This window comes from Bifidobacterium sp. ESL0775 (genome assembly GCF_029395475.1).
Taxonomy (GTDB): domain Bacteria; phylum Actinomycetota; class Actinomycetes; order Actinomycetales; family Bifidobacteriaceae; genus Bifidobacterium.
The window spans coordinates 1,844,574-1,864,496 of the sequence record NZ_CP113917.1 but is presented as its reverse complement, the minus strand read 5'-3'; the positions used below and the strand labels follow the sequence as shown (position 1 = coordinate 1,864,496).

The following is a 19,923-nucleotide window of genomic DNA, read 5'->3' as shown; positions in this document are numbered from 1 at the left end:
TGCGCGCGAACGGTTCCCGCGCGATTTGGTCGGCAGTGTAACGATGGTTTGGTCGGCGGCGCGGCGAACGCTTGGCCGAAATGTAATACGTCAAAAATAATCTGGTAACGCTGTTTATCAACCTGTCAATTACCTGCCGACGCAAAACGGTCGGAGACGCAACCGCCGCAAGGTCGGCGTCCGGATTGCGGTTTGGTCGGCGGGGCAACCCGCAAACGCGGCGTGCGGCGCGGGGAATGTCTATCCGCCGGCGGCAGGCCTTCTGTCATAATGAAATGGTGAGCAACATCATGCACAGCACAGCGCTGAAGCGCCTCATCGCCGTTGTTTCCTCGTTCGCGATGATGGCCGCGCTTTCGGCCTGCGGTGACAATACCAGCCCGGCCGATTCCTCGAACGCATCCAAAGCCCGGAATTCCGGCATCTCCGGAGAATTTCACGGCGCCGGGGCCTCGTCGCAGCAGGGCGCGGTGGAAGCCTGGATCGCGACGTACCAGAACCACAACCGCAACGCGAAAATCGCGTATAACCCTTCCGGTTCCGGGGCCGGTGTCAGCACGTTTTTGACCGGGGCCATCGCCTGGGCGGGGACCGACGCCCCGTTGAACGACCAGCAGGTCGAGCAATCCAAAGGCATCTGCGCGTCCGGCACCGCCTTCGACGTGCCGGTCTACGTCTCGCCGATCGCCGTGATGTTCAATCTCAAAGGCGTATCCGGGCAAGGCAAGCACCTGAACATGGACGCCGGCGTGATCGCGCGCATCTTCGACGGGAAGATCACGCGCTGGAACGACGAAGCCATCAAGGCCGAAAACCCCAAGGTGACGCTGCCGGCCACGCCGATCACCGTGATCCACCGTTCAGACAAATCGGGCACCACCAACAATTTCACTTCGTACTTGAAGGCCGCCGCGCCGAATGACTGGGGTTATGAAGCGCAAGAGAACTGGCCCAACGAGGTCGGGCAGGCCGCCAAAGGCACCGACGGTGTGGTCAGCAGCATCGGCCAGGCCGACGGCACCATCGGTTACGCGGATCTCGCCAAGGCCGGCAATTTCGGGACTGTCTCGGTCAAGGTCGGCTCCGATTACATCGCGCCCGCTTCGGACGCGGCCGCGAGGACGGTCAATGCCTCGCCGTTGCACCAAATGCCCAAGGGCAGCAAGCGTGTGGTGGTGAACGTCGATTACGCCACCGCCACCGCGGGCGATTACCCGGTCGTCTCGTCGTCGTACGCCGTGGCGTGCCCGGCCTACAAAGATGCGAAAACCGGCGCGTTTGTGCGTGACTGGCTGAGCTATGTCCTGAGCGACAACGGCCAGAAAGTCGCGGCGGACAACACTGGTTCGGCGGCGCTTGGCGGAGCGTTGACGCAAAGGGCCCTGAAATCCGTGAATGCAATACAAACGAAATAACGCAAGCAACATCAACCCGTACAACATTTTTCCTGAGGATATCGAGACAACCGGAGCCATCGCCAGTTCGGTGTGGCATGGCTTCACATTCACACTTAAGGAACAGTATGACGATGACATCTAAAGATGGCGGCGCAAGGGGAGTGGCGCCCGTGGCCTTCGCCGGCGCCAAGACGAGTCGGCACGGCCAGGACAAGATCTTCCATGCGGTCGCCTTGTGTTGCGGGGCGCTGATATTGGTGGCGTTGGGCGCGGTGGTGCTCTTCCTGCTTTTGCGCGCCTGGCCGATTTTCGCCGGCCCGCACGCGCAGACCTCAGCCGTTTTCGCCTCCCTGAGCGGAGGCAAGGCGCACGGGTTCTGGCAATATGTCGGGCCTCTGGTTTTCGGTACTGTGGTGATTGCGGCGCTCGCGCTGGCAATCGCCTTTTTTGTCGCCGTCGGCGTCGCCCTGTTCATCACCTTCTACGCCCGCAAACGCATCCAGACCATACTTAATTACGTCGTCGACCTGCTGGCCGCGATTCCTTCGGTCATCTACGGCCTGTGGGGTGCGCTGGTGCTGGTTCCGGCGACGTACCCGTTCTGGAACTGGGTGAGCGTCCATCTGGGCTGGATTCCGCTGTTCGCCGGTCCCGCCGCCAACCCGCCACGTACCGTCGCCAGCGCGGCGGTGATCCTGGCCATCATGATTATGCCAATCATCACCTCAATGACCCGTGACATCTTCGCGGCCACCCCGCGCTTGAACCAGGAGGCGGCGCTCGCGCTAGGTGCCACAAAATGGGAGATGATCAAGCTCACTGCCCTGCCGTTCGCCAAGTCCGGCATGGTTTCGGCCTCGATGCTTGCGCTCGGGCGCGCGCTGGGGGAGACGATGGCCGTGATGATGGTGCTTTCACCGGGCATGACCTACTCGTGGCACTGGCTTCAGGCCTCGAAGAGCCAGACTATCGCCGCCAACATCGCCGCGCAATATCCCGAGGCTGATTCGCTCGGTGTCTCGGCGCTGATCGCCACTGGCTTGGTGCTCTTCGTCATCACCTTCGTGGTCAATCTCTTGGCTCGACGTATTACAAGGAAGGGAGGTGCGCGATGAGCATGGGAAACAAAAGCGACGGTCGTGATAACTGTAACGGTCAATCCGTCGGGCAACGTGCTCCCTTGGATGTGCCGGGCGACTCTTATGAGGCTGCGAATACGGGCAAGTCGGAGGAAACGGCAATGGCGGTTTCGGAACGCCCGACTCCCGATTTCTCGAAATTCAAGTCTTCAGAGGCGTTGCTGAAACAACGCGAGTGGAAGAGCCGGATCATGGCCGGCATCATCGGCCTAGCGTTCGTCATCGCGATGATTCCGCTGATCTCATTGCTCTGGACCACCATCGCGCGTGGCGTCAAGCGGCTCAATCTCAACTTCCTCGCCTACAACATGTCCGGTGTCATCGGTGGCATGCCGACACCAACCGGGGGCCACGGCGGTATCGAACACGCCATCATCGGCACGCTCGAGGTCACGCTTGGCGCGATGTTGATTTCCGTCCCGGTCGGCCTGATGTGCGCGATCTATCTGACGGAATACGCGCGCGGCAGCAAATTCGCCAAGGCCATCTCGCTGCTGGTCAACGTGATGAGCGGCATTCCCTCGATTGTCGCCGGTCTGTTCGCCTTCTCGCTGTTCGCGATTCTGATGGGGCCAGGCGTCTCCAACGGTTTTGAGGGCTCGGTCGCGCTTTCGATCCTGATGATTCCCACTGTGGTCAACTCCAGCGTCGAGATGCTGCGTATCGTTCCTGACGACCTGCGCGAGGCCTCGTATGCGCTCGGCGTCACCAAATCCCGGACCATCGTCAAAGTCGTGCTGCGAACGGCTCTGCCCGGCATCGTTTCCGGTGTCATCCTCGCCATCGCCCGCGTGATCGGCGAGACCGCGCCGCTTCTGATGACCGCCGGTTTCATCGTCACCACCAACTGGAACCTGTTCAGCGGCCAGATGACGACGCTGCCGGTCTTCGTCTATCAGGAATACAGCAAGATGTCCGTGACCTGCCCGCCGACCGCCGGCCCCGGCTGCGTCGCCTCCATCCCGTCCGAGCGTTCATGGGCCGCGGCACTGGTGCTGATTGCCATCGTCCTGGTCCTGAACCTCGTCGGCCGCTTGGTCCAGCACCTCTTCAGTGTGGAGACAAAATGATGAAAATCACCAACAACAATTACTTTAAGCGTCGTTAATCTTTAGAAAGCGAGTCATCATGGGGCAACGCATCGATGTCGAACATTTGAATGTCTACTACGGCGATTTCTTGGCCGTCCAGGACGTCAACATCAACATTCAGGCCAATAAGGTCACCGCCTTCATCGGTCCGTCCGGCTGCGGCAAATCCACCGTCCTGCGCACGCTCGACCGCATGCACGAGATCACGCCGGGCGCGCGCGTCGAAGGCAAGGTGCTGCTCGACGGCAACGACCTCTACGCCAAGGGCGTCGACCCGGTGGCCGTGCGCCGCGATGTCGGTATGGTCTTCCAGAAGGCGAACCCGTTCCCGACCATGTCCATCCGTGAGAACGTCCTGGCCGGCATCCGCCTCAACAACCGGCACATTTCCAAGTCCGACGCCGACGATCTGGTGGAATGGGCCCTGCGCGGGGCGAACCTCTGGAACGAGGTCAAGGACAGGCTTGACAAGCCGGGCATCGGGCTTTCCGGCGGGCAGCAGCAGCGCCTGTGCATCGCACGCGCCGTCGCCGTCCATCCGCAAGTGCTCCTGATGGACGAGCCATGCTCCGCCCTCGACCCGATCTCCACGCTCGCCGTCGAAGATCTGATCAACGAGCTCAAGCGCGACTACACCATCGTCATCGTCACCCACAACATGCAGCAGGCTGCCCGCGTGGCCGATTACACGGCGTTCTTCAACTTGAAGGCTGTCGGCAAGCCCGGTCACCTCGAGTACTTCGCCGACACCACCACGATGTTCAACAACCCGCAGAACGAGGAGGCCGAGCGCTACATCTCCGGCCGTTTCGGCTGAGTCTTGGTAAAGTGGACGAGACTTCTCTAGGCGTGTTCTGTTTAAAATGGCTCTTTTCTATGGTGGTCTCGGTAGAGAAAAACTATCGATTTGACGATAGACACAGAACGTAGTATATTTAATTATAACAACAAACATAAACGTTTAGGATTTCAATGAAGAAGCATTACGGAGTGACGCTCACCGACATTGCCGATGAACTGAATCTGTCGATCTACACGGTTTCGCGTGCAATCAACGGATTGAGCGGCGTGTCGAAAAAGACGCGTGCCATTGTGCTGGAATCCGCCGAACGTCATGGCTATATCCCTAATGCCAATGCGCGTGATCTGCGCAAGGGTGTGCACCATTCAGTAACCCTGTTAACCGCTGAGACTTCCAATCCTTACTATCTTGATTTGATAAGCGGCATCGAAAGCGTGTTCCAGGATAAAGATGAGAGCTTGCTGATTGCTGATATGGCCGTCAACGGCAAATATAGTGAAGCCAATGAGACGATGTTGTTGCAGCAGGTTCTTGAGAATCGTCCAGGTGGCATCATCTCGACTCTGGGCCTCAGTGATGCAAGCAGACAGCAACTTTTGGATTGGAAAGTCCCTGTCGTCTTTGTGGACTCGGTGCCCGGAGACGGGAAAAGTGATTTTTCGTATGTCGCGACTGACAATGCGGCCGCTTCGGCCATGTTGGGGGAGCATCTCTCTTTCCATCATTACAAGCGTTGGTTATTGGCCATCTATCCCGGCGTTTGGAACAGCCGTTTTGTCCGCGAAAGCGGATTGCGCGAGGCTGCCAAAGCTTGCGGAGCAGAAATAAACGTTTTGGAATGTCCCAATGATCAGCGTGATGCATGCAGGGTCTATGAGGATTTCTTGGCCAACAGTTCTTATCATCCCGATGTCACCATAGCGGCCAACAACCCTATTCTTCTTGGCGTGCTTAAGGCCCTGAACCATAGGAATCTTCGAGTACCTGAAGATATGCCATTGGTAGCGTTTGATGATTTTGCTTGGTCGGATCTGCTCTCTCCCAAAATCACGCTCGTCGCCGAAGACAGCCACGGCATTGGTGCCAGATCTGCAGAACTTCTATTGGATCTCATCGAATCAAGAAAGGAGGCGGAAGACAAGACCGGGGAACCGGCACATAAGCATTCAATCCACGAATCATTTGAGGCAACGCTCAAGATTCGGGAATCGTGCGGCTGTGTACATCAACAAGCTGATGGAGCAAAGTAGCGAAACAGTCGCGCATCGAGAAAAGGAATATCAATGAAGATCAAGAATAAGCTCACCGTAGCATGTGCTGCGCTTCTGGCCGCCACGATGTTGTTGGCTGGTTGCGACAACGGAGATGAAGACAAGACGGCAAATTCCACGCCAAAGGAGATCAAGAGCATCGGCCTCATGGTGCAGGATATGTCGAACCCGTTCTTCTCGTCCATGCAGAAGGAAGCCAAGATTCAGGCGAAGAAGATCGGAGCTAAGCTCAACGTTCAGGATGCCCAGCTCGATCTGGCCAACCAGGACAATCAGATTTCCGCGTTCATTGAGCAGAAGGTCGATCTGATTATCGTCTCCGCCGTTGATGAGTCCGGTCTTAAGCCGGCAATCCAGCGTGCCCGTGACGCGGGCATCATCGTGGTCGCGGTCGATACGCCTGCCAAGGGTGCGGATGCGATCATCACCACAAACGGAGTACAGGCCGGTAATCTTTCCTGCACTTATCTCTCCCAGAAACTCGGCGGGAAAGGCAACATCCTTATCGTCGACGGCACTCCGATTCAGACGATTACCGATCGTATCAAGGGCTGCAAGGCGGCGCTGAAAAAGTATCCGGGCGTCAAGGTCGTGGGCCAGCAGGCTTCCAAGAACGATCGAGCAACCGGTCTTTCGGTGACCACTGATATGTTGACCGCAAATAAGGATGTGCAAGGCATCTTCGGTATGAATGATCCTTCCGCTCTCGGCGCTTCGCTCGCGGTTGAGCAGGCAGGTCGCCAGAAGCAGATCATCGTCACCGGCGTGGATGGCAGCCCGCAAGCTGTGGACGAGCTCCATCGTTCCGGTTCTTCCTTCGTCGGCACTGCGACGCAGAATCCTGCTGAAATGGTTCGCCAGGCGGTCAAGTTCGGTCAGGATGTCGCCAAGGGCAAGAAGCCCAAGAAGACGACCATCCTCATCCCCAGTAAGATGGTCACCCGCGATAATGTCAGCGAGTACAAGGGATGGTGATTATGGATTCGAAACGTTCACCACTGCTGGAGCTCAAGGATATCGTTAAGAGCTTTTCGGGTGTGACAGTTCTCGACCATGTTAGCCTAAACCTTTATGACCATGAAGTCCTGGCGCTGATGGGCGAAAATGGGGCAGGTAAATCCACGTTGATGAATATTCTTTCGGGTAATCTGAAGATGGATTCCGGAAGTATATTCATCGACGGCAAGCCTGTCGAAATCGACACCCCGAAAGCCGCCGCTGATCTGGGCATCGCCATCATTCATCAGGAGCTCAATGTGGTTCCGACGATGACGGTTGCCCAGAACATGGCCTTGGGCAACGAGCCTAAAACGCATACCGGTTTGATCGATAAGAAGAAGATTAACGACGATGCGGTGCAAAAGCTCAAGGTCATCGATGCTGACATCGATCCCCGCGCCAAACTTGGCGATCTGGGGACCGGTGAGCAGCAGATGGTCGAAATCGCCAAGGCCTTGGCCCAAAAGGCGAGGGTGCTGATTCTGGACGAACCGACTGCGTCTCTTTCGAAGCGCGAATCGGAGCAGTTGTTCACCTTGGTCGAAGGCTTGCGCAAACGTGGCACCGGTCTGATCTACATCTCCCATCGTATGGAGGAGGTCTGGCGTCTTGCAGACCGCATTACAGTTCTGCGCGATGGGCAGACGGTCATGACCACGAACATGGAACAGGCCGATCAGAACGCCGTTGTAGCCAAGATGGTTGGTCGTAAGGTCGAGAAGCTTTATGAACATCCTGTGCGTAATCCCGGAAAGGCTGTCTTGAGGATTAAGGACCTTAAGGTTCCCGGCTTTGACGAACCGGTATCATTCACCCTGCACGCAGGTGAAGTGGTGGGTATGTCTGGTCTGGTCGGAGCAGGCAGAACGGAAATCGCCAGAGCCATTATCGGTGCTGATCCGCGTGATTCAGGGGAGATTTACTTGAACGACAAGGAAATGACGTTCAAATCCCCGAAGCAGGCGATTGGTCATGGTATCGCATATCTGCCGGAGAGCCGCAAGACACAAAGTATCTTCTCGGTTCGCAGTGTTGAAGACAACATCGCAATCTCCTCGCTGGAGAAGTTCCAACGTTTCCACTTGATTGAGAAGCACAAGCTTCGCGGCGCTGTGAAAACGGAAATGAAATCGGTGAACATCGCCGAGCGTCTGATTCGCCTGCCCATTAGTAATCTTTCCGGTGGCAATCAGCAGAAGGCTGTTTTCGCTCGATGGATGCTTCGCAATTCGGACGTGCTGTTGCTCGATGAGCCCACCCGTGGTGTCGATGTAGGCGCCAAGCAAGAGATCTATGAGTTGATCAACGCACAAGCTGCCGAGGGGAAAGCCATTTTGGTCATTTCCTCGGACTTGCCTGAAGTACTGGGCATCAGTGACCGAATTCTCGTTGTGAGGCAAGGCATGATTTCCGCCGATCTTCCCGCTGAATCAGCGACTGAAGAGCAAGTCATGCTATACGCCACAGGCGTATCGAAGGCTCAATCGAAATGAGGCATGCGACACGCGTGAGCGGCGCGATGTCCGGCTCGTATTTCAAGGAACAAGAATGAAAGTAAATAATAATTCAAAGGTTGATTTTGCGGGAATCTGGGAGAAAGTGGGCATGCCCTTCGTTCTTCTGGTCATGATTGTCTTCATGTTGATCAAGGCCCCGAACTTCGGCACGCTCAGCAACCTGTTCAACGTGGCTCGTTCGATCTCCATCAACGCGATTCTTGCTGCAGGCATGACATTCGTCATCATCACCGCCGGCATCGATTTGTCCGTCGGCTCCATAGTGGCAGTGAGCGGTTGTGTCTCTGTTCTGGCCGCCGGGAGTGGCATGAATCCGGTGGCGGCTGTGCTGATTGGTGTGATCGTAGGCGCGGTGGCGGGTTTCGTCAATGGATTCCTGATCGCGTACTGTGATCTTACGGCGTTCATTGTCACACTGGGCACGATGACCTTCCTAAGAGGTCTTGCCTATACGATTACCGGTGGCTTGCCGATCGTCAACAACGGTCTGTCGTTCCGTGCCATCGGCAACGGATATATTTTCCATATCCCGATCCCGTTCATCATCATGGTGATCGTTTATATCCTGATGTGGATTTTGCTTGACAAGACCCGCTTTGGCTCCCATGTCTATGCTGTAGGTGGGAATCCGGAAGCGGCTCGTCTGGCCGGTATCAATGTCAAAGGTGTGTTGCTTGCCGTTTATGTCATCTCCGGTATCTGCGCTGGCTTGGCAGGGTGCATCTTCGCTGCACGTGTTGTTTCCGCACAGCCCACCGCAGGCACAGGTTATGAGATGGATGCGATCGCGGCCACCATTCTTGGTGGTACCGCTATGGCTGGTGGTAAAGGAAAGATTCCTGGTACCCTTGTTGGTGCCATCATCTTCGGCGTACTCACCACGGGCTTGGTGCTTATGGATGTTCCGTTCTTCACGCAGCAGCTCATCAAGGGCGTCGTCATCATTATCGCGGTACTGATTGATGGATTGAAGCAGCATTCGTTCTCTTTGAATCTGTTCAAGAAAAAGTCAGAGCTAGCTAGCGAGTGAGGAATCACATTCGATGAAAACGCAAACTATGAAATTTACCGTCCATAATACGGAGAAAGGAGTTTCGCGTCCTCAGCCGGTGACCATAAAGCTGCCAGCCTCATGGACTTCTCTGTTGGTCCGTGGGACAAGCGATGACGGGCAGACTTTTGTCGCCCAGCGCATCGGCTCACAGAGTACGGATGATTCATCGGTGTATATTGGTGTTTTTACACCGCGCGATGGCCTGTCCGTGCAGTTGGAGGACGCGCCGGTGGCTGAAGAATCCGTTGATGGCCCTGTTATCACTGAAGTGTCTGATACCCGCGAACGGGATGCGATTTGCCGGCTGAATACTGGTTATTTCGACCTCGAACTCTGCCGGGGAACCGGCAAAGGCGAGGGGGCTTCGAAATGGGGCATCCGCCATTTCAGCTCGCTTGCGCAGAACTTCGACCTTCTGGCCAGTGGCAATAACGCGATAGGAGGATTTTACGGGCCGTTCTTCACTCCGGACAACGGTCTGATCAATCCTCCCGAGCATGTCGTTGCCGATGTCACGGCGGTGGAGATCGGCCCGATAGTGCGTAGATATCGTCTTTCCGGCCGGATTCCAGACGGATTGTTGCCGGAACTGAGAGGCAAGTCCTTTGCCATTGATTTCACGTTCTACGCAGGAGCGGATTGCTTCGACCGTGTCTACCATGTCGATCATTTCCAGACGGAGGTCAACGGCAGGAGTGTCACTGATCGAATCACGGTCGGCGATGAATTTGAAGGTGGCCAGAACGCGCTCGCGTTCGATCGCTTCGATTCCTTCAACCGCACGCCGTATCGAAGTGGCGATCCCTATGCCGAACTGCTGAAGCAGGAAGTCAAGCGCACCATTTCGTCCGACGAGCCAGGCAATGAGCGGTTCGGTTATTTCCAGAAGCTTCTTAACCGGGATCTGGAAAACGCTCATTGGGACCTTTATTGGCGTCTGTTCTCTTATTGGGAACATGCGCTCGATGAGGAATCGCTCAACGAGCATCTTGGACATGTGCGTTCAGTCGCCCACGTGGTCGCGGATGAGGAAGATCGTGTCTGGCAGTTCCCGGAAGCGCCGATCAACGTCTCCCAAGTCACTGATCAGACAATCTTTGCGGGTCCTGCGCGCTACAGCGCCGAATTCAATACGGGGACAGGGCAGTGCATGATCTGGCTGACTTCTTCGCCGTCTTCCGCGTTCCAGATAGTTCAGCGTCCGCAGTCCGGATGGGTCAACTGGGGGACGAATGGTGAGAATGAGTGTCCTTCGTTGCCTGTCGGGTCAACGGTAAGGTCCGTTTATGGTCCTTATGCCGATTCGTGGCGTGAAGAGGCATTGGGGCATGTTCCGGAGGCTGTGCGTCTGGAAGCGTGCTGACGCTAAATCCTATTAATGTCTAGGGGCCTATGCTGAGTCATCAGCGTAGGCCCCTTTTTCATATAGGAACATGGCAGGTTTTAGCAATATGTGAGATCGGGCCATAGTGGTCTCACCCGATCTGTCTATCTGTGATGTTCTTGTTTTCAAGCAAAGTTCAGAAGAATATAATGTTTTGTTTGATGATGAATAAAAGATTTTTAACACGGAATAATACCGGGTACTTAGGAAGAACCTTGGCCATGACGGGTGCTATATTCGAGGTGTCCGTGGGAACGCGGGCGAGTCGCAGCAACCTCCGTATCGTCAATTCATCTATCAACAGTTAGTGAAGTCGTCGGTCTTGTAGTGTTGAACGCCATGAGCGCCGACCGCCCTTTTCTGCAATCTGACTTGGCGAGCGCAAACCAAGGAAGAGAGAACGATGGACAGGTTCTTCCATCTCAAAGAAAATCACACCAACGTATCCACTGAAATCACAGCGGGCATCACCACCTTCTTCGCGATGAGCTATATCATCGTGGTCAACCCGCAGGTCCTGAGCACCACCGGCATGCCGTGGGGCGCCGTGTTCCTCGCCACCATCATCGCCTCCGTCGCAGGCACGCTCGTGATGGGGCTTTTCGCCAACGTTCCCTACGCGCAGTCCGCGAGCATGGGCCTCAACGCCTTCTTCGCCTACACCGTCTGCGCCGGCCTCGGCTTCTCGTGGCAGGAAACGTTGTGTATGACATTCCTGTGTGGCCTGATCAATATCCTCGTCACCGTCACCTCCATCCGTAAGCTCATCATCGCCTGCATCCCCGAATCCCTGCAGCACGCCATCGGCGGCGGCATCGGCCTCTTCGTGATGTACGTCGGCATGTTGAACGTCGGCTTTATCTCGTTTACTCCTGGTGACCCGAAAGCCGCAGCCAAAGGCGGCCCGATCCACGCGACTCCTGGCCTTTCGATGCTCAATAACCCTGAGCTCTGGGTCTTCCTCATCGGCTTGGCCATCGCCATCGTGCTCACCCTGCTCAACGTGCGCGGCTCGCTTCTGATCTCGATCATCGCCGCCGCCATCATCGGCATCCCCTTCGGTGTGACCACCATGTCCAATTCCGTCTCGATCGGCTCGACTTTCGCCCAGCTGCCCACTACCTTCCTCGCGATCTTCAGCCCGAAGGGCTTCCCGGCGCTCTTCGGCAACCTCGGCCGCCTGCCGCTCGTGATCGTCACCATCTTCGCCTTCTCGATGTCCGATATGTTCGACACCATCGGCACGTTGGTCGGCACCGGCCGCAAGACCGGCATCTTCTCCGACGAGGACATCAAGAACATGGCCAACGGCCACGGCTTCAGCTCCAAGATGGACAAGGCGCTTTTCGCCGATTCCATCGCCACCTCCGTCGGCGGCCTCTTCGGCACCTCCAACATCACCACTTATGTCGAATCCTCGGCCGGCATCGCCGCGGGCGGCCGCACCGGCCTGACTTCGGTGACGGTGGCCGTCTGTTTCATCATCTCGATGTTCCTCTCGCCGCTGGTCTCCGCGATTCCGTCCGCCGCGACTGCAGGCGTGCTGGTCGTGGTCGGCTGCATGATGGCCTCCAGCCTCAAGGAAGTCAACTGGGGCGACCTCGCCGAGGCCATCCCGGCTCTGTTCGCGTCCGTGTTCATGGCGCTTTCGTACTCGATCTCCTACGGTATCGCCGCAGGCTTCGTCATGTACTGCCTGGTCAAGATCTGCAAGGGCAAAGCCAAGGAAGTCCATCCGGTGATGTGGATCGTCACCGCCCTCTTCATCCTCGACTTCGCGCTGCAGGCCGTGCTCTGAGCGCTGGCTGCGGATTGCCGGCCTCTGGTTCGCTGATCGCGTGCTTTTCGTCGTCGTTTCTCCCAAGTTGCGACGAAAAGCACGTTTCGGGCCCGTTTTTCGAGCTTTTGGTCGCATGAATCGTTAGAGTGCGTCGAAAAGCACGTTTTCTGCCTATTTTTCGTGCTTTTCGTCGCAGCAACGTTCGGCAGGAAAGCGGTGACAATCCTCCTCGCAGGTGCCATCTACCCTGGTTTATAGCGTGGCGTGTCGCGCGGTCGGGCACCATCCGTATACTGTTCATCTGTAAACCACAGACTGTTGGTTAGAGACGCAAGCCTCTCGAAGTTTGGTTCGCCAAGCCAGCATAGGTTGAATGTCATAAGCCTCGTAAAAGGCGGGTCGCGCAAGCGGCCGGTATGGTGCTCTGCCTATGTGCAGGGCATTTTTTTGTAGGGTTGCAAGTCATTGCGGCAATGCCAAAAATCGCCTGTCAAGCCGAAACGTTCTGAATTTCCCGATCAATGGTCGACTCAGGAAGGAACGCCATGAAAAGGCCCGAAAAGGAAGCGGTGATCGCCGAGCTCACGGAACAATTCCGCGCTGCCGATGCGGTTTACCTTACCGAGTACCGCGGGCTTACCGTTCCGCAGATTTCCGATCTGCGCGAAAAGCTAGGCCGCGATACTTCCTACTCAGTGGCTAAGAACACGCTCGCTCGCATCGCCGCCAAAGAGGCTGGGTACGAGGGCTTCGATGAAGCGCTCGCCGGCCCCTCCGCGATCACCTTCGTGAAGGGTGATTACGTCGAGGCTGCGAAGGTCCTGCGTGACTTCGCCAAGAAAAACAAGGCCCTCGTCATCAAGGGTGGTTTCGCAGACGGAACCATGTACGACGCCGAAGGCTTCATGAAACTCGCGAGCCTCGAATCTCGCGAAACCCTGCTCTCCAGGATGGCAGGCGACCTCAAGGGCTCCATGTCCAAGGCCGCTCGCACGTTCGTCGCTCTGCCTACCAAGGCCGTGCGTACGTTCGACGCCCTGCGCGAGAAGCAGGAAAAGGCCGCTTGATTTCCGCGTGGCTCCGGCCGCGTAGACTTCAGACAGTTTAGTAGTGAATAATTAAAGATATTTAAAAATTTAGGTGACGGAACCCAACAAAACATCCGTCATCATGATTGAAAGGAAGCCATTATGGCTAAGCTCTCAAGCGATGAGCTCCTCGATGCGTTCAAGGAAATGACCCTGGTTGAACTCTCCGACTTCGTCAAGAAGTTCGAGGACGAGTTCGACGTCGAGGCTTCGGCTCCGGCCGTTGCCGTTGCCGCTGCCCCCGCCGCTGGCGCAGGCGCCGGCGAAGAAGAGAAGACCGAGTTCGACGTGGTCCTCTCCTCCTTCGGCGACAAGAAGATCCAGGTCATCAAGGCCGTCAAGAACATCACCGGCAAGGGCCTGGCTGACGCCAAGGCGCTCGTCGATGGCGCTCCTGCCACCATCCTCGAGAAGGCCAAGAAGGACGACGCCGAGAAGGCCAAGGCCGAGATCGAAGAGGCCGGCGGCACCGTCGAACTCAAGTAGTTCTTTCCTGTTTGCGGGCTTGAGGCAAAGGCGCATGAAGTCGCCGATTGTTTAAAAGCCCGGTAAAACGTTGCAAACCCTGTGTGCGGAATCTCCGCTCGCAGGGTTTGTTCATTTTGTCGGCTATCGTAGTGGGTATCGTGTGTTTCCGATAAAAAGCGGGAACGGCGCATGCGTGAGTGTTGTCAATGTCCGTCATTTTTCTGCTAGGTCCGACAGAAACATGGCACAATGGCAGTAGCGCAACAAAAGTGTATAAGGGGAGGCCGCAAGGTGTCTGATCCGCGAACGACGAAACATTGGGTCATCAAGGTCAATGGCTCCACGAAAGTCGATGTCGGTCCCGGCGAGAACGTCGAGATCGGACGCAGGCCCCTGCGCCCGCTTGCCAATGATGGGCGCCGTCGTCTGGAGATAGACGACAAGACCCGTTCGATGTCGAAGCGCCACGCGGTGTTCACCGTCGCCGACAATGGGGGAGCCTCGGTCACCGACCTCAACTCCACCAACGGGTCGTATGTCGTCGACGAGAAGGGTTTGCGGCGACTCAAGGCCGACCAGGATTTCATACTCCCGGATTCGCCGATGCGTTTGCAGTTCGGCGATGTGCCGGTTGATTTCGTGCGGATCGACGCCGAGGAAGGCGCCGAAGGCGGCAATGCGGTCACCGATTTGTTCGATTACGCGTCGAGTGGGGCGCAAAGCCCTGATTTTGAGCCGGACATGGCCGATATGTCCGTCGACGACATCCTGAACCTGCGCGCCGGCGAGCCGACCACGGCGTTCAGTGCGGCGGATGTGGCCAGCCGTTTGAAATCCGCTTCTCCGGTTGCCGCGGAAAATGAGGATGGGCGGACTTCTCAGGGTGCCACGTCCCGGCAGGATGATGCGCATGTCGATATGGCCGGTAACGCCGATAATAAGGACGATGACGGTACCGGAACGAACGGCGAAAAAGACGCTCGGCATGATGGCGATACCGATGTCGCCGCGGCGGTCGCGGCCGCCAGCGCCGAGGCTGAGGCCGCGAAGAAGGCTGCACGCGAGGAGGCCAACCACGCGGTCGACCGCATCTCGCTCAATGTGATGGCTCCCAACGAGCAATCCGGTGGCGTCGAGGCGCGCGATCTGTTCAAGGACGCGATGGAAAGCGAATCGGAAAGCCGGGATTCGGATGCAGGAAAGGGCGGGGAAGCGCAAACGGCGCGACCAACCCAAGCTCCGGTCCAAACGACTGGAGCCGCTCAAGCCAAGGGTTCCGCTGGCCCGTTGGTCGATCTGCCGGCGAAGGGCAAGACGGAGGCGAAGCCGGTCTCGCTGCCTTCGCGTCGCAATGACGGGCGGGGCAGCCAGGCTTCCTCCCAACCTCTGCAGCAGCGGGTTCCGGCTCAGAACGCTGGAGCACAACAGGCTACTGGGAATAACACCGGTACGGCTACTGGTGTGAAGCAGATGGCCGCTGGCGTTGATCGAACGCCCCGTAACGACAATAGTGCCAATGCCAATGGAACCGTGAGCTCCAACGCCCAGTATGTAGGGAGGTTCTCGCGTTCGGGTTCCGATGACGCGGTGTTCGTTCCCATGGATGAAGGTCCCCGCCAAGGCGCCGGGACAGGTGCTGGGACGGCGAATACACGCAATGGGAATGGGCCCATTTCCGGCAACCCGCGACCCGGGGATGCCGCCACGCCAGATGACGAGGAACGCAGCAAATTCATGCGTCCGGTGGTGCGCGACATGGGCTCATCGCCGGTTTCAGGAACGTCGGGCCTCGATGAGACCCAGGCGTTCAAGCCCACGTTCGAGCCTGGTTCGATTTTCGAGAAGGTGTCGAACGGTGAATTCGACCAGATGACGCCCGAGATCGAGGTGGAGGGCATGAGCTCCGACGACGCCAAGCGGACCACTGATTTCTCCGAGCAGTTCGAGATGGCGAAGCATCCGGAGCTGCTGCCGTTCCTGGCGATGAATCCTTCATTGTATGACGATTTGTACGAGTGGCTTGCGACGGTGGGCAACGATGACATCGACGCCGCGCTGGCCGCCAATTCCGGATATATCGAATATCGCAAAGAGGTTGCGGAGGGACGTGAACAATGAGTGACACGAAACAGGCAGTGAACGGCATCCCGCGTATGCGCCAATGGTATGACAGCTACCGCAGCGGGCTTGTCCCCTCACCGTTGGAGGACGTCGGGCAGCTGACCGCCCAGCTCGACCTGACCCATGCCCATCCCTCGGGCATCGCCCAGCTTTTCGCCAGCGGCCACACCACGCTTGACTCCATGTTCCGCGACGCGGGCATGCTGCGCGCGGCGGGCCGCCGGCTCGAACGGGTCTTGGAAGACAAGGCCGTCAAGGCCAGGGCCGCCGGGGTCGCCGAGCTTTCGCTGGTGGTCGGGGTCGCAGCGTGGAAGGGCAACTCCGTGCCGGTGCTGCTCTATCCGGTCGAGGTGCACCGCAAGCCGGGCGGGCGTGAGACCGACGCCGTCATCCGATTCACCGGCCACGTGAGCCTCAATCTCGCGTTCACCACGGCCATGCACGAGCAGCGTGTCGACCTCGATGAGGTCGCCCTGTTCGACGGCAGGAACTACGCCAGCGGCACTCCCGACACGTCTTCGGTCTTCACCGCCATCACCGACGAGGTCAAGCCGGTGTTGCCTGATTTCGACATCGAGCGCAACATCGTGCTGGGCTGTTTCATGGATCCCTCCACCAAGATGCTCGCCGAAGGCCGCCGCATCATCGACGCGCTGGAGAAGAGGCCCAGCGGCAACGCCGCACTCGACGCCCTGGCTGGCAACAGCGAGGCGATCAGTGCGCTCAAAGACAGCAAACTGGCGGGATACAGCCCCTTCGACGCCGACCCGCACAGTGAGCACGAGGCTGGGGACGTTGACAACGTGGTGCGTTATGCGGCGAATATGGCGGCACTTGGCCATTCGCTGTTCGTCGATGACGCCTCGGGCGCCGACACCGCGCAGATCTCCGGAGCCATCGCCTCGCGCTGCATCGCCGAAGGCAAGACGGTGCTCTATGTGCCCGGTGTCGCCGGAGCGAAGAAACGGTTCGTCCACGTCATGGAGTCCCACCGTCTCGGCAGCCGTGTCATCGACATGGCCGACCCCAAGGGCGCGCAGGAGATCGACCAGGAGCTGATCGCGGCCGTCGGCTACCAGCCGGGCGCCTCGGTGGCCCGTTTCGACCAGGTGGCCGACGAGCTGGTGGGGGTGCGCTCGCGTTTGACCCGCTATCTTGGCGACCTGCACGGCGTGAGCAAGGAATGGGGCGTCTCCGCCTACCAGACCATCCAGAACCTCGCCAGCATCTCGGCGATGCCGACCCATCCGGCCACGCACGTCCGGCTTTCCAAGGAGACCGCGAGGGCCATCGCCCCGCACATGGAGGACTGGATCAAGAAGCTGCGTGAGGCCGGCCGGTACGGTGAATTCACCGTCGGCCCCGAAGACACCGCTTGGTACGGCGCTTCGCTGTTTTCCGAGAACGAGGCCGTCGCGGCCTACCAGAACGTCGAGAACCTCTTGCAACGCCTGTTGCCGGCCACACGCGATCAGGTGGCGTCCACGGCCGAGACCTGCGGGTTCCCCGTTCCCAACACCGTCAAGGAGTGGGGTCGCCAGGTCACCGTCCTGAAGAACTTGCGCCGTGTGCTCGATGTTTTCCAACCCGAGATCTTCGAGCGTGACATCGACGCGATGATCGAGGCCAGCAAACCCAAGGCCGAGCGTAAGGCCGAAGGCACCAGCATGGGCTTCTGGGAGCGTCGTCGGCATGTCAAGGAGGCCAAAGGCCTGTTGCGGGCCGGTTCCCAGGTGGAGGACCTGCACGAGGCGTTGCAGGTGGTCGCCAAGCAGTCCGAGCAATGGCACGAGATCGTGCCCCATGGCGGTTGGCCGGTGCTGCCGCCCAAGCTCGACGCCATTGTGGAAACGCAGGAATCCCTGATGCAGGGGATCACGGCGCTTGACGCCGTCCTCGCCACCACCATCGCCGGCGGCGACCTTGAGTCCGTTGATTTGGGCCGGCTCGAGGAACGCCTCAAGGCGTTGTATTCCGACCGCAAGGCGCTCGACACCCTGCCGGGCCGCGCCTGCCTCGAACGTGATTTCCATTCCATCGGGCTTGATTCCCTGATTGGCGATATGCGCACACGTCGGGTGTCCGTCGACGCGGTGGAAGGCGAGCTCCAGCTCTCTTGGTGGACCACGGTTTTCGAGGACATCGTGCGTTCCTCCGCCATCATCTCCAATCAGGACGGCTCCGCGCTGCAATCCGCAGCCGACCGTTTCGTACAGGTCGACATCGACCATGTCAACTCCATCGGGCCGATGATCGACCAGGAGTCGATGCGCCGCCTGTGCGACCTGCTCTTCTCCCACACCCAGGAGGCCAACCAGCTGCACACGCTGCTGGCGAGCAACGCCCGCGTGCCGTTGAGCCGCATCATCCGCGAGTATCCGCAGATCCTTGCCGCCGCCAAACCGGTGATCATGGCCACGCCATCCACGCTTGCGGTACTGAGCGACCCCGCACCCTTGGCCGACGTCGCCATCATCGACGCCGCATCCCACCTGCCGTCGCTTGAATTGCTCGGCATCATCTGCCGCGCAAAGCGCGTGGTCGTCATCGCCCACCAGTCCACCATCACTTCCGAGGCGTTGAACGATTTGGTCGCCTTGCTGCCGAAGGTCACCGTCGATGCGCGTCCGGTGTGCCGCGACCCGCGCCTTTCGGCGTTCCTTGCCGCGCAAGGCTATGGCAGCGCGCCCAAGGATGTGGCCACTGAGGCCATGCAGGGCAGGGTTCGTTTCCACCGGGTCGAGGCCAATGGCGTGCCCGTGCTTGCCACCGGACTGGTCGAAAGCAGCCAGCAGGAGATCGACGAGGTCATCGCCATCATCAAGAGGCGTGCTTCCAGCTTCACCGTCGTGCCGACCGGTTATCTGCTCGCGGTGGTCACGTTGACGCCGGTGTTCCGCACCCGGCTTGGCGCCGAGCTGAAGTCGCTGGCCGCCAAGAACGAAACCATGGGCCGCTTCCTGCGCCATGTCCGTTTGGTTGATGTCGATGAGGTGGCCGGTGTCCGTGCCACCGACGTCGTCCTTTCGCTGTGCTTCGCCAAGACGGCCCATGGTCGCCTGCTCCAGCAGTTTGGCTCGCTGGAAGGTGAGGGGGGCGACGGCAAGCTGCTCGACGCGCTCGCCCTGGCTTCCCGCAATGTCGACATCGTCTCCGCTTTCGGTGCCGAGGACATGGAGGACGACCGTCTCCACCAGCCGGGGCCGAAGCTCTTGAAGGTCATGCTTCATTGGGCCGAACAGCTGGGCAAGGAGGTCGTGCGCCCTTCGATGTCGCTTAAGGGCGACAACGTCCTGTTCAACGATCTCGCCGACCGCATCCGCGCGCGTGGGCTCAAGGTGGCCGCCAATTATGGTTTCGATGGTGGCGCCTCCATTCCTCTGGTCGTCGGCCTGAAGGACAAGCCGTTCTCGCTGGCGGTGATGACGGACAATGCCCAGTTCATGGGCATCCAGTCCACCCGCAAGCGCCATCGTGTCCTCCCGCAGGACCTCACCACGCTCGGCTGGTCGGTCATCACCGTCTGGAGCGTCGCCGCGTTCGTCAATCCGGACAAGGAAGTCGACCGCATCGTCGCCCGTATCAGTGACATGTACCGCGAGGCCCGCTGATGGCTTACGACCCCCATCGCCGCTCGCCGCGCGTCCACAAGCGCGTGGTCCGCAAAGGCAACGAGCGCTTCGACGTCGATGGCGTGGAACCCGACCCGTCGGACCGCCGTCCGCAAGGCAGCAAGCAGCGTGACGACGACAACCGCATCCTGCGTGAGCTGCCGCCCCACTGGGGCATTTTCAGCGAGCGGGACAAGTAGG

16 protein-coding genes are annotated in these 19,923 nt (G+C 58.6%); all 16 read left to right on the top strand.

Going from position 1 to position 19,923, the window contains the following annotated elements; translation table 11 throughout:
- The first annotated feature begins 290 nt into the window (after positions 1–290).
- The 16 genes from pstS to OZX73_RS07215 all read left to right on the top strand — a co-directional run bounded on the left by pstS (position 291) and on the right by OZX73_RS07215 (position 19,922).
- Positions 291–1,415 carry a phosphate ABC transporter substrate-binding protein PstS gene (gene pstS, locus OZX73_RS07290; RefSeq protein ID WP_277148945.1) on the top strand — a complete coding sequence of 375 codons (1,125 nt, stop codon included), beginning with the start codon at positions 291–293 and terminating at the stop codon, positions 1,413–1,415.
- A complete protein-coding gene (locus OZX73_RS07285) occupies positions 1,396–1,539 on the top strand; it encodes a hypothetical protein (protein ID WP_277148943.1) in 144 nt (47 codons plus the stop codon). The genes pstS and OZX73_RS07285 overlap by 20 nt, the downstream gene beginning before the upstream one ends.
- Positions 1,529–2,512, top strand: a complete 984-nt coding sequence (gene pstC / locus OZX73_RS07280; protein ID WP_277150961.1) for a phosphate ABC transporter permease subunit PstC — start codon at positions 1,529–1,531, stop codon at positions 2,510–2,512. Before OZX73_RS07285 ends, pstC begins: the two co-directional genes overlap by 11 nt.
- A 125-nt stretch (positions 2,513–2,637) precedes the next feature.
- Positions 2,638–3,606, top strand: a complete 969-nt coding sequence (gene pstA / locus OZX73_RS07275; RefSeq protein ID WP_277148941.1) for a phosphate ABC transporter permease PstA — start codon at positions 2,638–2,640, stop codon at positions 3,604–3,606.
- A 58-nt stretch (positions 3,607–3,664) separates the two neighbouring features.
- A complete protein-coding gene (gene pstB / locus OZX73_RS07270) occupies positions 3,665–4,444 on the top strand; it encodes a phosphate ABC transporter ATP-binding protein PstB (RefSeq protein WP_277148938.1) in 780 nt (259 codons plus the stop codon).
- 155 nt (positions 4,445–4,599) lie between these two features.
- Positions 4,600–5,679 carry a LacI family DNA-binding transcriptional regulator gene (locus tag OZX73_RS07265; RefSeq protein ID WP_277148936.1) on the top strand — a complete coding sequence of 360 codons (1,080 nt, stop codon included), beginning with the start codon at positions 4,600–4,602 and terminating at the stop codon, positions 5,677–5,679.
- Between the two features lie 33 nt (positions 5,680–5,712).
- Positions 5,713–6,675 carry an ABC transporter substrate-binding protein gene (locus OZX73_RS07260; protein WP_277148934.1) on the top strand — a complete coding sequence of 321 codons (963 nt, stop codon included), beginning with the start codon at positions 5,713–5,715 and terminating at the stop codon, positions 6,673–6,675.
- A gap of 2 nt (positions 6,676–6,677) precedes the next feature.
- On the top strand, positions 6,678–8,192 hold the full coding sequence (locus tag OZX73_RS07255; protein ID WP_277148932.1) for a sugar ABC transporter ATP-binding protein: 1,515 nt from the start codon (positions 6,678–6,680) through the stop codon (positions 8,190–8,192).
- A gap of 55 nt (positions 8,193–8,247) precedes the next feature.
- Positions 8,248–9,246 (top strand): ABC transporter permease, encoded by a 999-nt coding sequence (locus tag OZX73_RS07250; RefSeq protein WP_277148930.1) that lies wholly within the window; start codon positions 8,248–8,250, stop codon positions 9,244–9,246.
- A gap of 13 nt (positions 9,247–9,259) precedes the next feature.
- Positions 9,260–10,633, top strand: coding sequence for a hypothetical protein (locus OZX73_RS07245; protein WP_277148928.1), 1,374 nt, complete (start codon positions 9,260–9,262; stop codon positions 10,631–10,633).
- Positions 10,634–11,057: 424 nt separating this feature from the next.
- Positions 11,058–12,452, top strand: coding sequence for an NCS2 family permease (locus OZX73_RS07240; protein WP_277148926.1), 1,395 nt, complete (start codon positions 11,058–11,060; stop codon positions 12,450–12,452).
- A 527-nt stretch (positions 12,453–12,979) separates the two neighbouring features.
- A complete protein-coding gene (gene rplJ / locus OZX73_RS07235; RefSeq protein ID WP_277148924.1) occupies positions 12,980–13,501 on the top strand; it encodes a 50S ribosomal protein L10 in 522 nt (173 codons plus the stop codon).
- Between the two features lie 123 nt (positions 13,502–13,624).
- Positions 13,625–14,008 carry a 50S ribosomal protein L7/L12 gene (gene rplL / locus OZX73_RS07230; RefSeq protein WP_277148922.1) on the top strand — a complete coding sequence of 128 codons (384 nt, stop codon included), beginning with the start codon at positions 13,625–13,627 and terminating at the stop codon, positions 14,006–14,008.
- 231 nt (positions 14,009–14,239) lie between these two features.
- The gene (locus tag OZX73_RS07225) at positions 14,240–16,108 is read left to right on the top strand and encodes an FHA domain-containing protein (RefSeq protein ID WP_277148920.1); all 1,869 of its coding nucleotides are present in this window, start codon (positions 14,240–14,242) and stop codon (positions 16,106–16,108) included.
- Entirely contained in the window at positions 16,105–19,722 is a 3,618-nt protein-coding gene (locus OZX73_RS07220; protein ID WP_277148918.1) for a helicase, read from the top strand. Before OZX73_RS07225 ends, OZX73_RS07220 begins: the two co-directional genes overlap by 4 nt.
- On the top strand, positions 19,719–19,922 hold the full coding sequence (locus tag OZX73_RS07215; RefSeq protein WP_277150960.1) for a hypothetical protein: 204 nt from the start codon (positions 19,719–19,721) through the stop codon (positions 19,920–19,922). Before OZX73_RS07220 ends, OZX73_RS07215 begins: the two co-directional genes overlap by 4 nt.
- Position 19,923: the final 1 nt, after the last annotated feature.

Excerpts from the sequence above, each read along its gene's own strand:
- rplL (WP_277148922.1), top strand. The coding sequence starts at position 13,625 with ATGGCTAAGCTCTCAAGCGATGAGCTCCTCGATGCGTTCAAGGAAATG.
- OZX73_RS07260 (WP_277148934.1), top strand. The coding sequence starts at position 5,713 with ATGAAGATCAAGAATAAGCTCACCGTAGCATGTGCTGCGCTTCTGGCC.
- pstB (WP_277148938.1), top strand. The coding sequence starts at position 3,665 with ATGGGGCAACGCATCGATGTCGAACATTTGAATGTCTACTACGGCGAT.
- pstA (WP_277148941.1), top strand. The coding sequence starts at position 2,638 with ATGGCGGTTTCGGAACGCCCGACTCCCGATTTCTCGAAATTCAAGTCT.
- pstC (WP_277150961.1), top strand. The coding sequence starts at position 1,529 with ATGACATCTAAAGATGGCGGCGCAAGGGGAGTGGCGCCCGTGGCCTTC.
- OZX73_RS07220 (WP_277148918.1), top strand. The coding sequence starts at position 16,105 with ATGAGTGACACGAAACAGGCAGTGAACGGCATCCCGCGTATGCGCCAA.
- pstS (WP_277148945.1), top strand. The coding sequence starts at position 291 with ATGCACAGCACAGCGCTGAAGCGCCTCATCGCCGTTGTTTCCTCGTTC.
- OZX73_RS07225 (WP_277148920.1), top strand. The coding sequence starts at position 14,240 with ATGGCAGTAGCGCAACAAAAGTGTATAAGGGGAGGCCGCAAGGTGTCT.
- OZX73_RS07240 (WP_277148926.1), top strand. The coding sequence starts at position 11,058 with ATGGACAGGTTCTTCCATCTCAAAGAAAATCACACCAACGTATCCACT.
- OZX73_RS07285 (WP_277148943.1), top strand. The coding sequence starts at position 1,396 with ATGCAATACAAACGAAATAACGCAAGCAACATCAACCCGTACAACATT.
- OZX73_RS07250 (WP_277148930.1), top strand. The coding sequence starts at position 8,248 with ATGAAAGTAAATAATAATTCAAAGGTTGATTTTGCGGGAATCTGGGAG.
- OZX73_RS07245 (WP_277148928.1), top strand. The coding sequence starts at position 9,260 with ATGAAAACGCAAACTATGAAATTTACCGTCCATAATACGGAGAAAGGA.
- rplJ (WP_277148924.1), top strand. The coding sequence starts at position 12,980 with ATGAAAAGGCCCGAAAAGGAAGCGGTGATCGCCGAGCTCACGGAACAA.
- OZX73_RS07265 (WP_277148936.1), top strand. The coding sequence starts at position 4,600 with ATGAAGAAGCATTACGGAGTGACGCTCACCGACATTGCCGATGAACTG.
- OZX73_RS07255 (WP_277148932.1), top strand. The coding sequence starts at position 6,678 with ATGGATTCGAAACGTTCACCACTGCTGGAGCTCAAGGATATCGTTAAG.